At 57.4% G+C, this 13,410-nt stretch carries 11 protein-coding genes and 4 pseudogenes; 9 read left to right on the forward strand and 6 right to left on the reverse strand.

Annotated features, from left to right (window positions below; all coding sequences use genetic code 11):
• Positions 1 to 1,104 precede the first annotated feature (1,104 nt).
• The 5 genes and pseudogenes from BM337_RS17440 to BM337_RS17460 form a co-directional block, all read left to right on the forward strand.
• On the forward strand, positions 1,105 to 2,031 hold the full coding sequence (locus tag BM337_RS17440; RefSeq protein ID WP_089818331.1) for a DMT family transporter: 927 nt from the start codon (positions 1,105 to 1,107) through the stop codon (positions 2,029 to 2,031).
• 118 nt (positions 2,032 to 2,149) lie between these two features.
• Positions 2,150 to 2,674, forward strand: a pseudogene (locus tag BM337_RS17445) (hypothetical protein); the annotation flags it as partial.
• Between the two features lie 3 nt (positions 2,675 to 2,677).
• A pseudogene (locus BM337_RS21660) lies at positions 2,678 to 2,984 on the forward strand (hypothetical protein).
• 229 nt (positions 2,985 to 3,213) lie between these two features.
• Positions 3,214 to 3,417 carry a DUF2061 domain-containing protein gene (locus BM337_RS21665; RefSeq protein WP_089818708.1) on the forward strand — a complete coding sequence of 68 codons (204 nt, stop codon included), beginning with the start codon at positions 3,214 to 3,216 and terminating at the stop codon, positions 3,415 to 3,417.
• A gap of 553 nt (positions 3,418 to 3,970) precedes the next feature.
• Positions 3,971 to 5,239: pseudogene (locus BM337_RS17460) on the forward strand (type B DNA-directed DNA polymerase); the annotation flags it as partial.
• A 171-nt stretch (positions 5,240 to 5,410) separates the two neighbouring features.
• Here BM337_RS17460 and BM337_RS20765 read toward each other — a convergent pair.
• From BM337_RS20765 to BM337_RS17470, 3 genes are all read right to left on the reverse strand, one after another.
• Entirely contained in the window at positions 5,411 to 5,977 is a 567-nt protein-coding gene (locus BM337_RS20765) for a hypothetical protein (protein WP_143117747.1), read from the reverse strand.
• A gap of 697 nt (positions 5,978 to 6,674) precedes the next feature.
• Positions 6,675 to 7,499, reverse strand: a complete 825-nt coding sequence (locus tag BM337_RS21275) for a hypothetical protein (protein WP_177227661.1) — start codon at positions 7,497 to 7,499, stop codon at positions 6,675 to 6,677.
• A 138-nt stretch (positions 7,500 to 7,637) separates the two neighbouring features.
• The gene (locus BM337_RS17470) at positions 7,638 to 8,327 is read right to left on the reverse strand and encodes a hypothetical protein (RefSeq protein ID WP_089818336.1); all 690 of its coding nucleotides are present in this window, start codon (positions 8,325 to 8,327) and stop codon (positions 7,638 to 7,640) included.
• Positions 8,328 to 8,650: 323 nt separating this feature from the next.
• On the opposite strand from BM337_RS17470, the pseudogene BM337_RS21830 reads away from it, so the two are divergent.
• A pseudogene (locus tag BM337_RS21830) lies at positions 8,651 to 8,764 on the forward strand (AAA family ATPase); the annotation flags it as partial.
• Positions 8,765 to 8,808: 44 nt separating this feature from the next.
• On the opposite strand, the gene BM337_RS17475 reads toward BM337_RS21830, so the two are convergent.
• A complete protein-coding gene (locus BM337_RS17475) occupies positions 8,809 to 9,201 on the reverse strand; it encodes a winged helix-turn-helix domain-containing protein (protein ID WP_089818338.1) in 393 nt (130 codons plus the stop codon).
• Positions 9,202 to 9,343: 142 nt separating this feature from the next.
• Between BM337_RS17475 and BM337_RS17480 the strand changes: the two genes are divergently transcribed.
• Positions 9,344 to 9,757: a DUF7509 family protein gene (locus BM337_RS17480; protein ID WP_089818340.1), complete on the forward strand. Its 414-nt coding sequence runs from the start codon at positions 9,344 to 9,346 to the stop codon at positions 9,755 to 9,757.
• Between the two features lie 71 nt (positions 9,758 to 9,828).
• Here BM337_RS17480 and BM337_RS17485 read toward each other — a convergent pair whose 3' ends face one another.
• Together BM337_RS17485 and tnpA are read right to left on the reverse strand one after the other, a co-directional pair.
• Positions 9,829 to 11,067: an RNA-guided endonuclease InsQ/TnpB family protein gene (locus BM337_RS17485; protein WP_089818342.1), complete on the reverse strand. Its 1,239-nt coding sequence runs from the start codon at positions 11,065 to 11,067 to the stop codon at positions 9,829 to 9,831.
• A complete protein-coding gene (gene tnpA / locus BM337_RS17490) occupies positions 11,064 to 11,453 on the reverse strand; it encodes an IS200/IS605 family transposase (protein ID WP_089818344.1) in 390 nt (129 codons plus the stop codon). Before tnpA ends, BM337_RS17485 begins: the two co-directional genes overlap by 4 nt.
• A 123-nt stretch (positions 11,454 to 11,576) precedes the next feature.
• On the opposite strand from tnpA, the gene BM337_RS21980 reads away from it, so the two are divergent.
• The gene (locus tag BM337_RS21980; RefSeq protein WP_089818346.1) at positions 11,577 to 11,957 is read left to right on the forward strand and encodes a DUF7509 family protein; all 381 of its coding nucleotides are present in this window, start codon (positions 11,577 to 11,579) and stop codon (positions 11,955 to 11,957) included.
• 171 nt (positions 11,958 to 12,128) lie between these two features.
• The gene (locus tag BM337_RS17500) at positions 12,129 to 12,701 is read left to right on the forward strand and encodes a hypothetical protein (protein ID WP_089818348.1); all 573 of its coding nucleotides are present in this window, start codon (positions 12,129 to 12,131) and stop codon (positions 12,699 to 12,701) included.
• Positions 12,702 to 13,410: the final 709 nt, after the last annotated feature.

Below are 13,410 nucleotides of genomic sequence, written 5' to 3' on the forward strand. Positions count from 1 at the left end.
GCGTGCTCGACTACTAATCGACGTCTCACTACACCCCTCCCCCCGTGATCGATGTGAAAAACCATGCGAAGGGGTGGGCAGGAACGGAGGTGATTCGAGAACTAGGGAGATATGTCACCCGCCACAGCCATTCTCTACCATCCCCTAACCACCGTTTCCGGAGCTTCCGAAGCTCCACTGTTTATTAATCACCCACACACCACCATTTCCGAAGCTTTGTCGTGGCTCAGCCGTCTTGGGAAAGTTGGAGCTGCGCTCGGGATTGTTCTCTGACTGTTGCATCTTCACGTGGTGCCACTGCTTCTGTTTGAGGAAAGCTCCGGAAACGATGGCGTGTGTGGTGCCGATCTACTCAACGTTTTACGGGTAATCGGAATCGTCCCGATGTTCTCAGAATATAGACGGAAACGTGGGGCGGGTGCGTAGGAATACCGATCGAGTGAGAAGGCCAATCCCCGCGGAGTTACACTTCGATGACGGGGGGTCTGGTTCACCGCATTGTCGGTGAATCGTACTTAGCGGGCCGAACGCATCGATCATCACTTGAAAAAGTGGTGTGTCTTTGCCCAACCCGCATAGGTTCTATCCCTGAAACCAGCGATTGCAATTTCCCTCTATCCGCGGGGTGGAGTTTTAGCTTCAGTAGGTCCGAGTGAGTCCTCTGATCATGGCTCGACCCATGTTACCGGACCCAATGACACTAACAGATGCCATATATTACAAATATTAGCACGAACAGATATAGCTTCTATGGTATGGAATGAATATAATAGTATAAATGAATGTGAAAATTGTAACGTAGTCGCGTACGATCATCCGGGGATCAATAGTCCCTGACCGCTTAAACCGCCAAGAAGCCGAAATCTGTCGGCGCTATCATAGGCCGCCGTCTCACCTGTGAGTTGCCTGCAAGGATATCTGATTTGAGATAGAGGGCCATTACTACAGTTTGACGTGTGCTGCAGATTGATGTCGGATGTCTATTTGTCCACAACAGAGAATCAATTTTGATGTGTATCGAAATTTGGATCAGGCAATATCGGATTTAAGTATGAAATGTTGGCATAGAAATATTAAATAAATTTGCGACACGAATAATATGCTATGAATCAATATAAGAATATCGTCCTGTTTCTCCTCCTCGGAGTGATCTGGGGTGGGGCATATCCCGCAATCAAAATCGGACTCAACTCAATCCCCCCCGTCCTTTACGCAGCGGTTCGGTATGACATTGCGGCTCTCGTTATGCTCGGGTACATCATCGCCTTTAGAGAGTACTGGCGACCTCGGACCCGTGATGACTGGATCAACGCCACAATAGGGGGTGTACTGATTATTAGCGCCTACAACGCATTCCTCTTCATCGGCGAAACTACTGTCCCGAGCGCTATCGCTGCAATCCTCGTTGGGCTGATGCCTATCTTCACTACCGTTTTCTCCGGAGTGCTGCTCTCCACGGAAGACCTCAAACCCACCGGAATTCTTGGCGTCATCCTTGGATTCATTGGCATACTTGCTATCTCACGCCCCGATCCGTCGAATCTACTCGCAAGCAGTATTATCGGACAGGCATTTGTTCTCCTCGCCGCCGCGAGCATGGCTATCGGAAGTGTACTAACCGAGAGGTTCGATGCCGATCAGCCTGCGATTACGATGGAAGCGTGGTCAATGGCCATCAGTGCGGTACTCCTCCACCTTGCGGCGCTGGGATCGGGTGAGGCATTAGCGACCGTTCGGTGGACAAACTCGCTGATCGCCATGATACTGTACCTCTCTCTACTCTCAAGCGCTGTTGCGTATTTCATCTACTTTCACTTGCTTGACCATCTCGGGGCATTTGAAATGAACTTCATAGCTTACGCAGCAGCGGTTTTCGGCGCTCTTATTGGATGGCTTGTTCTCAACGAGCAGATTACTGTGTATACCCTCACCGGATACGGGCTAATACTCACTGGCTTCGTTCTCCTCAAGAAGGACGAGATCCGCCAAGAACTCACCGAGGCCGGTTCTACCCAGGCCTCCTCTGACTAAGACAGATCTCATCCCACTCTCTGCTTTCCACAGACGACAATCAACGTACGGTCTCTGCGACTGATGGATGTGCTAGTCGGCGGTCACCGATCCGCTCGTCGCCGGGCGAGAAGAGCGGCGAGAGCGGCCCGACCGCGAACAGGAAAGCTCACCACATACGCCGGCGCTCGTCGTCGCGTCCGCTATCGACGCGATGTACCGGACAGACGATACCCTCAGTGACGCCCACGCGGAGACGCTCCAGGCACGGGCGCCCGCCCGGCTTCGAGACTACGCCGAAGCGTACGACGTCCCCGTCCTCCTCACCCGGACAAGCGACGACGAGTTCACGGCGCCGGTCGAGACCGTCGTGGACCAGCACCTGGAATGTGTCCAGACGGAAATGGGGCCACGATTCGTCGGCGACGAGTTCAAAACGCTCGTCTACCCCGTCGGTGACGGGTCGTACTACCAGACGACGTTCGCCTACTGGCAGGAGATGCTCGCTGCCCGTGCCGACCAGGTTGGACTGCAGCCGGCGACGCTGCCGCGGCAGACCGACGATGTCGGTACTGGAGTTACAGCCGACGGGTCGACAGCGACACTCACGACGGACCCGCTACTCGACGCCTGGACCGGGGCTGCCAGCGCTGGCGGGTGGTAAACGATGGGACGGACAAATCCAACCTATCGGGACGCACTCCGAGCCATCCAGGAGCGCTGGGGAGACTTCCGGCAAGCACTCCGGCGTCGCGACCAGCCACGATTCGACCAGCCTGTTCACCTACGCCCGAGAGCACACCGACGCGAGCGGGCTGCTGAACCACCAGAACCCGCTACTCCCCGCACTGCTCAGTATCGACCTCGAACAGGAGACGCGGCTGGACGATCACGAACAGCGCCTCGACGAACTTGAGGCTTCACTAGAAGTCAGCGACGAGCAGGAGAGTAAGCCACCTGTGTCCGTCGAATAGAACTCCCGGCATCGGGCAGTGAGGGGGCATTGCCAGCACCAAGTACCTCACTGCTGGGGCTCCCTGCAAGACCCTTTGTCTCGTTACCTGGGCAACGTAGTGCTCAATATAGCGTCATTCACAACGTGTATCTCTGCACGGGACTTACCTGACGTATCGAAGAATGACCTGGTTTAATCGTCTGAAGCTGGCGATACGGGCCGTCATTTCTCAGTCTCCCCATCAGCGTATGTCACGGGCACTCGTCAAGACCCTCCTGTATCGGACACTGATGGTGGTAATCACCGTCGCTGTCGCGTTCTTCTTCACGGAGAATACCGGCGATGCCCTCAGTATCGGACTTGTCTCTAACGTCATCAAAACAGGGACATATTATGGGTATGAACGTCTCTGGGACAGAATCTCGTGGGGCGTAGCCACCACTGGTCAATAGGCACGTTCGATCCTATAACGATTTCACTCCACAGCGCGTCACACTACTTGGATTTCGGCAAGTCTTCTCCGTCACTACGGAGGATTGAATGCCGATTTCGCAGAGCCGGTACGACTCAGACAACTCGACAGCCGGTGGGCTCCAGCGGCGTAGGTGTTGGCCTCCATGACCGCGGCTGGCGCCCGATTCGTTTTACTATTCGTGCAAACCTAACTCAGTAGGCCAGGGAATTATCCCCCTTCCCTCAAATAGAGGATTGTCGGGCATCATTTGTGGTTCGTCCGGCACTCCACCCACCCCACAAATCCAGCCGCTGAGGCCATCACCTATCACGGCTGGACATTTCCGTATTCACTCTCAGTAGCTTCGGCTTCGGAATTGGCCGCTGGTTCTACTGAGGGGAACCCGGAACCCGTGGAGAGAGCCCGAAACCATGGGAAGAAGGTGAGATTACAGTGAATGCAACGCCATCCTTGAACTCCGGAAGTGACACGGGCCGAGTTATCCGGTCGCTGGCCGTCAACTAGGATATGAGGAGGGAGCGCACGTAGCCATGCCGTTCACGATCGTCTTTCTCGCTGATGGCCGCGTCCTCGAATGGGAAGCGACGGAAGGCGGCGCCGTCGTGACCGAGCGAGAAGACTACACGCCCAGATTCTACGTCGCACCTCGCGACCGCGATGCGGATAATGATCTAACGCCCCTCCGTTCGCTATATGACCGACATCCGGACGTCGCCGCAGCAGAGGTCACAGCTCGCCGTCCAAGTTTCCGTCGCGACGACGAGAGAGTCCTCGCCGTCGACGTCGACCATATCGACCGGGTGACGGCGCTCGCTCGAAAGGCCCGACAGCTAGCCGAGTACCCTGTCGGTGACCTCGCTTGCTTCAACGTCGACTTCTCCCGGGAGTTCCGCTACTGTCTCGAGACAGGCGTCGATCCGACACCGACTACGGAGCTGTCGACACTCCGACTTGGCGTTCCACTGTCAGAGACGGCGGGCGAGGCCTACGACGAACTCGCCGTCGACGGCGAGACTGTCTCTGGACCGCCCGCGGCCGTTCTAACCGCGGTACAGACCGCGATAGACGACCACGGCCTGGACGTGCTCGTCTGCTCGACGAGCGACATCGTCCCGACGCTGTACGAGATGGCCGAGACTGCCGGGTTCGACGAGTTCACGCTGAGCCGCTGGCCCGACGTCGGCTACCAGCAGCTCGCCAGTCGGTCGACGTACGCGAGTTACGGTCAGGTTGGCCACTCGCCTGCCCGGTACAACGTCCCTGGGCGAGCAATCGTCGACGAGTCGAACACGTACTTCTACGGCGAGACGAACCTCGACGGCATCCTCGACCTTGTTTCACGGTCCAAAAAGCCGGTCCAGGAGACCGCGTGGGCGAGCATCGGGAACGTCCTCACCGCCATCCAGATTTGCGAAGCCCACGACCGCGACGTCCTGGTTCCCTGGAACTCCTGGCGCCACGAGCGCTATAAGACGATGGGGACGCTCCACGACGCCGACCGGGGCGGGTTCATCTTCGCCCCCGACGTCGGCCTCCACGACGACGTCCACGAACTCGACTTTTCGAGCCTCTACCCGAACATCATCTGTACACAGAACGTCTCGCCCGATGTCATTCGGTGTGACTGCCATCGGCATTGCGAGGACGTACCTGGCCTCGGCTACGCGATTTGTGACGAGCGGGGGTACCTCGTTGACGTTCTCCAGCCGATCATCGACGACCGGGACGAGATCAAAGCCGCAATCCAGCGCGAGAAGCAGCGGGACGCTCCCGACCAGGAGCGACTCGAAGAACTCGAAGCAGTGCCACTTCTCGGCAGTTGACATCCTCACCGCCCTAAAGGGCGGGGCTTTCTCCTCGCACTCCCGTAACTAGGCCGATGCCCCGCGACATCGGCCTGCTCCCTTACCCGTCGAGACGCGCCACTTCATAGCCGTCAAGAGGGTAGCAGCAGCGAATACCAACCGCCGTCAGCAATCCAACGAAAATCGTGAACTGCCGAGGACAGACCCGTCGCTATAAATAACTATCTCACGAGTCGCTGAGTCACCACTGCCCAGAGATCCCAATTCCAGGTAAACGCTATACGCACTGTCGGGCACATCAGGACCGAAATCAGCGTCTTCGGTGGATGCAGTCTCTGTGACACCCTCGAAAACGTCGTCCGTGGCACGAGTAGTTAATTCAGTCTCACTCGCCGACGACGAACCAGCGGTTGAAGAGGTATCGGCGTCCCAGGCAGCGACGACGTCACCATCTACCGCTTTCGCTTCGATTCTGTCGATCACGTCCGTGTCGACCCAGAGTTCTGCTTCGAAACATCGCTTCGCCGTCCATCGATCACAGCTTCCTTCATTGGAAGCGTTGTTACTCGTGTGACCGACGTATATCCTGTAGAGTGCGTCATGCTCGATCTCCTCGCCGAAGGAGAGCGTACAGGTCGGGCCATTGCTGAGCGGGCCAATACACCCTGTAGTCGCTGCAGCGGCTCCCACTGCCAGAACGGATCGGCGTGATGGCGGGCTCTGGTCGTCCATATTTCGGCACCTTCGAGACGAGGCATATACCTTCTGTTTGGCTGACTGTTTGGGGAAGCCACGGACGAGAAGCGAGGCGGTTAGACAGTGGGACAATGGTTCGACCGATCATCCTCTCGTAGAGGACATCCCAGAATCTGAAGGTATGGCCTCCAGCGGGCAGAAATAGAATCGCTGAGACAAATATTCCTCCCAATGACGACAGATAATTGACAGGATCCAAATGTAATTTACTTATTATTTTTCATGCGGTTTGGTTCGTGTCAAACGAGATGGTGGATGATCAAAAGGGTAAGTGCTAGCGGGATCTGTCTCTCCACACTAGGAGTAGAAGCAACAGCGAGCCGATCGGCTGACGAAGAGGCAATATATCTCGTACTAGCTGGAGGGGATGGCCTTCGGGGTAGGTTGCAAGAACGTGGGTACGAAGTACTCCACGAGCTAAGCGGCGGGTCAATATATTTCATATCTGGACCCAGAGAAACAGCAGAAGAACTCCATTCTATCCCGATCGTTAACGACGCTGTTCCCAATTACAGTGAAGTCGCCGACGATATCCAAGAGAAGCAAGGAAAGAACACCGCCACCAGCGATCCTCGGAGAGACGGAGGAAGGCGAGCGCTACGAGACTGCGCCGCGGCCTAAGCACTGACAACGGCCGTCTTTCATTTCGCAGACGGGGTGTCGGAGTGTCTCGTCACCGACTTCGACGACCGTCGGGCAACCGCCCGTCGGGCCGGGGAACCAGCCCGGCCTCGATCTCCAGGCCGACACGTCGGAGGTGCTTACACCGGTCGGCAGTGTCGGGGCAGCTACAGGACTCCGCGGCGACGTCGACGTCGTAGTAGCTGTCGGAGGCGGAGTGAACTTGGTACACGCCACCTTTCCGGAGGAGAGAGACGTCCATGTCCTCAGTCTTCGCGCGTTCCGTCCGGGGCTGGTCTGCATCCGAGACAGCGAACGGATCGTCACGGGAGGGTTCGGCATCGTCCCCCGGAACTGCGAGCGCCCCGCCATCAGTGGCGACGTCGGGCTGGTCTCGGTCGTTGACGCTCGTCCAGCGGGCGTCAGTGATGGAGATACCGCCGTCGATGCGGTCGGTCGATAGCGGTCCGATTGAGAGAGCATCGGCCAGCCGAAGAACATCCCACGGAGAGGCCATCGCCGGCAGGTTGACCGTGAACTCGTGCTCGTCGACCCGTTCGATCGTGTAGCGACCACGCGGGAAATCGTCGGTGACGAACGCGGCGACGCGGTAGACGTTCAGGCCGGTCATGGCGCGACTCTGCGTATGGTCGAGCCGGTCGCGACACCGGTCGGACGACGGTCCCTGCACGTCGACGACCGCGACGGCGCCGGTCTGACAATCCCCGCAGCCGAAGAGGAGTGTCTGCCGGTTCGGGGCGGAGTGCTGGCTCCGGCGTTCGAGGGAACTGCCGCAGACGGCGCAATAGTCGACGGCGTCGGGAAGCTGGCTGAGCGATTCGGCGCTGCTGCTCACGGATGTGTCGTCTGTCGACATTGGAAGCTCCGGAGCGCGCACGGCGTGCGCCCTCCACCCCGCGAGGGCAAACAAATACCGTCGAGGCGGCTGGATTCTACAGGCCGAAGGGAGTGCTCGAAGCGCCGAGGCTCAGGCGACGAGTCGGGCCCGCCGGGACTAGCCGTCGGGACCGTCGTCCCACGGATATCGTCCGTACTCATCGTAAAATGCCGATAGCTGTCGTTCGTGCTCGGCAGCGGGCCCGCCGGGGAGCGTGGTCTGGACCGGCGTGCCGTCGGGCCCGGGGATCACATCGGAATCCTTCTCGGAAGAATCACCGTCCGGGTCGGGACCGTAGGCTGGCCGGCCACAGCGGCGACAGACCCAGATGGGTCGCTCGAGTTCGGGGATAGAACGCGGCGCACCACCCCATCCGACGAAGGCGTGGGGCGTCGCAACCGCTCGGCAGTCACAGGTAAGCTGGGACTTCGGCCCGTCCGGCACATCGACGGAGTGTCGCCGGACGACGCCGGGAACGAGCCAGTACGTCTCGTCGTCAGCACCGTCCTCGACGACGCCATCCACGTCGTCTCGGCTGACGAGGGGCGTGCCTGCCTCGTCGTACAGGCGAGGCGTCGACGCTGAGGTCTGGGCCGTCTTTTCTAGAGCCGTATCGAGTAACGCACAGCCCCGGTCCATATCGCGACGGACGGCGGCTGGGAGGTCCCCGCCCCAGTCCGCAACAAGGGGCCCGGCCGGCGAAGACGTGAAATCGTACACGGGCCTGACGTCGCTGTCGACCACGCCGGGCTCGTCGACGAACGCTTCCTGCAGGGAGAATGCCGCTGTCCCCAGTGCGATCGCCATATACCGAGTGCTGGCTGGAACGAACGCCAGGACGACCCGCCCGAACGACCAGGAGCCATCGGTCCTCGGAGCGGGTGAACTGTCGACGTCACGGGCGCGATACTGGGCTGGTTGCAGTGCTTCGGGAGCGTCGTCCGGACACCCGCGTTGCTGGCGTGAGAGATGTCGTCGTCCATCTGTGGAACGCGGTCCCTGTGGGAGTGGCCGCCGTCGGTTCGATTCTCGGCCAGTCATGGCAGCCACGCTTCCCTCGTCATCCCGTAAAAACCTGGGTATGATTTCCACAAATGCTTGGATCACTAGACATCGCTCCCTTCTAGTTCCATCGCCAGTCGACGCCCCACGACGAAATCATCGACCAGCTGCAGCAGTACGAGGGCGCACGGACGGCCATCATCCTCGATGATGTCGACCAAATCGAAGACTCGGGGATCATCACCTAGGCAGCATTCAGGTCATTTGAGCAAGAAGTTGGAAAGGGTCATGATGAGGGGTCTGAGCCGGTAATATTCCGAATATCTGTATCGATCTCCTGGCGTCCCAGATGGGTGATTTTGTAGAACGTCTGTCGTCTATCGGTACCTTCGGGCGCACCTGTCCGGGCGACCAGACCAACATCGACGAGTTCGCCAAGATGATGGCTCAGGTCGAAGCTGTCATCGTCGATGGCAGCAGCAAGTTCCTTGCGTGCCACTTCCTCTCGATCCCAGAGCAGGAACAGGATCGCGTATCGCCGCTCATCACCGAGTGCTGCCTTGCGGGCAGTGTGGTCCGCGAGCGTGCCCATGCTGTCGTCGAACAGTCGCTGATCAACATACTGTTCTAGATCCTCCTCGTCCGGATCTGGGGTTTTGTGGGCAGTTTCAGCGGCCATCGTTACGTGGACGTACGATAGGGTTCTATATGAGACTGGCGGTTACAGAGAAAATATTCTCTGTATCTGGCCCTTACTTTCTGCACGTGGTTTGCATATTCGATGGACACCTCTTTGACATCCCAAAACAGTAGATACCAGTATGTTTGACGGTGAAACGAACTTCCAGTACAACGAACGTCCCATCTCCGATATTCTTGCAGAACAAGCCCCCGCACCGCCGAAATTCAGCACTCACAACGACTTTACCGTTTACGTCATGGGCCCATACACCGCGTTTAATGCTGAAGTTGCCTATTCTGATGCCGACAAACTCCGAACGCCGTTTCAGGACGACCCGCTCTTCGATCCAGACAGTCACGTTACCAACGATGGCAAGGGCGACATGGAACAGGCCCTTCGGGACGTCTGTGCGGACCTTCGCGAGAACCTCAATTGTCGCGCATTCATTGCTACCGATATCGACATCCCGACACACGAACAGGCTGAGAAACAGGCCGAAACCAGTAGTGATGATGACCCTGATGGAAAAGGGATGGACCCGCTCGCACATTGACCTCCTCCCGCGCCTGAAGACGCGGGAATCCCACCACGGGATGTCAGGCCGAGCGAATCGGCCGTGTGGTTTCAAGACGCATACGTTCCACGCGTCTCCTGCTGGGTTTCAGCATCGGCGTGGCTGTCTTGTGGCGCGGTCAAGCGCGCCCCATCCTCAGCCGAGTCATCGTCGTTCTCGTGTTCTCTGGAACGACTCTCTCCGCTGAGGTAGCGGTCTGCAATGTTCACCGCTCCATTCACGTCTGCTTGATACTCGCCGACCCAGCAGTCGTCGTTCGGACATTTGAACGTCGCTTGCTTTGGGCGATACGCGACCTCACCGCACGCATGGCACTCTTTCGAGGTGTTGCGTGGATTTACCGTCTCGACAGGGATGCCCTTCTCGACGGCTTTGTAGCGTATCTGCGCGTGGAGTTTGGCGAACCCCCACCCGTGGAGACGACGGTTCATGTATTCGCCATAGTCCATCGACTCCCGTATGTGCGTCAGGTCTTCCAGAACCAGAACGGGATTCTCGACGGACTCGGCGTACTCCACGACTTCGCGGGTGACGCGGTGGAACACGTCGTCTATCTGGCTCCACAGGCAGTCACCATAGGACTCTGCGATACGTTCGCTTCCGCGCTTCTGAAGCCGTCTCTTGGCGGTGAAGTACGTCTTTCGGAGCCGACGAACAGTTTTCCCCGCGTCGGCCCACAGTTCCGGAGCGGTCGGGCAACCGCCGTCGTCGCGGTGACACACCGTGACGAGTGACGCTTCCCCAATATCGACACCGATGGGCGTCCGTTCTTTCGCTAACAACTCGGAACCGTCCTCCACGTCGCGGGTGGCGGTAACGTGAAGATACCACCTCTCGTTCCGCTGGAAGAGCCGACTCTCACCCATCTCAGCGTCACCAGCGTTCACTGCTTCGAGCCAGTCCCGCTGTTCGGGGTTCGGTTGTGCTGGCAGCCAGAGATGGTAGTCTTCGTGGTGCGGGATTTTAACGTACCACTCGATAGCATTCTCGGGCTTGTGGTTGAGGCGTAGCCCCTCGTTCGTGAACCGAACAGGGTGGTCGTCGTGAAGTTCGCCCGCGTTGTACGTCGTCGTCAACTGCGGGACGTACTGTTTGAGTGCGTTCTTCGCGTACCCGGTCAGGTCGTAGTCGACCACCACATCGTTCGCTTCAGTTTGTGTGGCACAGCCAGCATCGAAGGCAGCCTGAAGCGCCTGCTGGTACGCCTCCTGCGTCTCTCGGAGTTTCTGTTGCTTGTGGGCGTTCGGCTGAACCAGTTTCAGTTCCAGCGTCTTCGTCAGTTCGGTCACGATTCGTCCTCCTCGTGGCGCTGGATGTAGTTCTGGACTGTCTCACTGGAAACCTGCCCAGCTGTTCCTGCATAGTAGCCTCTTGCCCAGCCAATTTTCTCGTCGTCGTGGTCGGTGTAGCGGTGGTTGTACTTCCGCGAACTGATGCCTTTGAACCAGTTGGCGAGAAGAGAGGGGGCGTGCTTCGGTGGGCTACTGACGAACAGGTGGATGTGGTCGGGCTGAACGGTCAAGTCGAGTATTTCGAGGCCCTTGTCGTCGGCAATTTCGTGAAGGATGGTTCGCACACGGTCGGCGACTTCGTCGACGAGTACCGTGTCACGGTACTTCGATAGCCACACTATGTGGTAGTTGAGGTTGTAAGTCGCGTGCCGTGTGGTCTTCATCCGTGCTTCACACTATCAACGCTTGTGTCTTAATATCTTCGTTGAGCATTGGAAATCTAGCGATTTCGGAACTCGTGGACGCACACTATGCCTATCGCTTGACCTCCGCCTAAAGACGGAGGTATGTGCTATCGGTCTATATCAATCGCGTTCGCTGCCCACAGCGACGCCGTTTTATTTCTATTCACACAGGGTGGCCTCACAACCGGTGTCGGCGCGGAAACTGGCGGAATCCTCGGTGAGTTTCACCTCCGTCGAGGGAATCCTGCGCTTACGCACAAGCCAGGTCAGCGCATCGGTCTCTACCTGGATGAGAATTTCAGCAGCGCCACTATCGACGAACTCCCGAGAGGCTACGACATTCAATACAACTCGTTCGCTACAAAGAGTGGCCTCCACGAAAAAGTCCGCAACTGGCTCGATAGTCTTGACCGGGAAACCCGCGACACAGACCTTCCGGTATTCGTTCCCGGAGAGACCTACTCGTCTGGTACTGATGCGTAATCTCCTCACTCGGTGACTATTCGGAGAGATTGTTCAGTGGGTGCTGGGCCCTTCACTACATCAGAATCCTCCAGTTATCGGGCCAGGACCTGGAAACCGCAGGACAAGCGAGACTCAGTTTTGTCACCCCATATTTAATTCCATTCTTCGATATGTCGAATACACCATCACATGTACGCGATGGCAGGAACACTGCTGACGTTCATCGGTATCTCATTGCTGCTCCCTCACTGGTCGGTACAATTGTACAACGTGCTACATCGGATTCCGCCGTTTTCGACGATTGAAAAGGGGGGCCGCCAGCTCTACGAGACGGACGGGAAACTCACAAGTGAAGACCCTGGATTCGAGAAGATTCGGGCTGCGCTCCAGCGAGAGTGGCGAACATACAAGCCGCCCAGCGATCCCGGTTTTTTGTGGAAGATCGGTGCAGAGATTACCTTTCTGCAGAGGACTGATCTTGGACCATACGAGGGATATACACTCCTCAGTATCGAGAAACAGGGAGAGCACTATCTGGGCAATTCGGGGATTGTGCTTCGAATGATTCCACCAGAGGCGGTCGATTCGCTCGGTGCAAGCACCGAATCGAGTGATGAACAAGTGCCCGTGAGTGAAATCGAGATGCGGAATGGCCCGTTTCTCGAGGCGATCGAGCGCTACAAAGGGAGCCTCGTATTGAAGCTGTCAGTTGTGTGTTTTACTTCGGGACTCGTGCTTCTCGGTGCAGCAGATATCCTCTAAGTGGGGCAATCGAACCTAGCTCAGCCGAACTGACTCAAGCGTATCTCGGTACGTCTCCTCGTTTCCACTCTTCCCCCACCGATCTCCGTCGTACGCGGGTTCACAGACTCAGTCATATATGGGCCGCTATCGACTCGCCACCCCAAGCGTTCGAACGCCTGAGAACGCCTCGCGCGAGATAAAATCTCGAAATTGAATTGGCGTAGCGGTCATGTAGCTGCCGAATTCGAGGTATTTACAGATCGATAACGGGGGGTGTTGTCGGGTTCTGATTGGGCCGAAACCGGAATCCAAGTCCAAGCGAGAAACGCCGATCAATTTCACCCAAGTAGTTGGCTTATGCGTTGTCGATTGGGTAAGATGAATATATGGCGAGCGACGACCGCCCCGGGTGTATCACCTAAGTGGATAGCTCGCAACGGTTTCAGTATCCGATGGCACGAGTTTGCCAGGAGTGCGATTTGCGCCTCCATCCCGAGTGCGATGACGATCGATGCCAGACCTGCAGTAACACATCAGCTGACGATGGGTGTACTCGATCAGTATCGGTTCGGGGAATTCACAGGGCTCAAAAGCAATTTCGGATGGAGGCCAAAGCGTGTGGATGCCCAGATTGCGTCGGCCTGCTTCGAAATATTCAGTTTTGAACTGCTAGCCGGTACACCCGGACCTAAAAATGAGGAAATTAGCGGTGAAGTGAAATACAGGA

Source organism: Halomicrobium zhouii, from assembly GCF_900114435.1.
GTDB lineage: Archaea > Halobacteriota > Halobacteria > Halobacteriales > Haloarculaceae > Halomicrobium > Halomicrobium zhouii.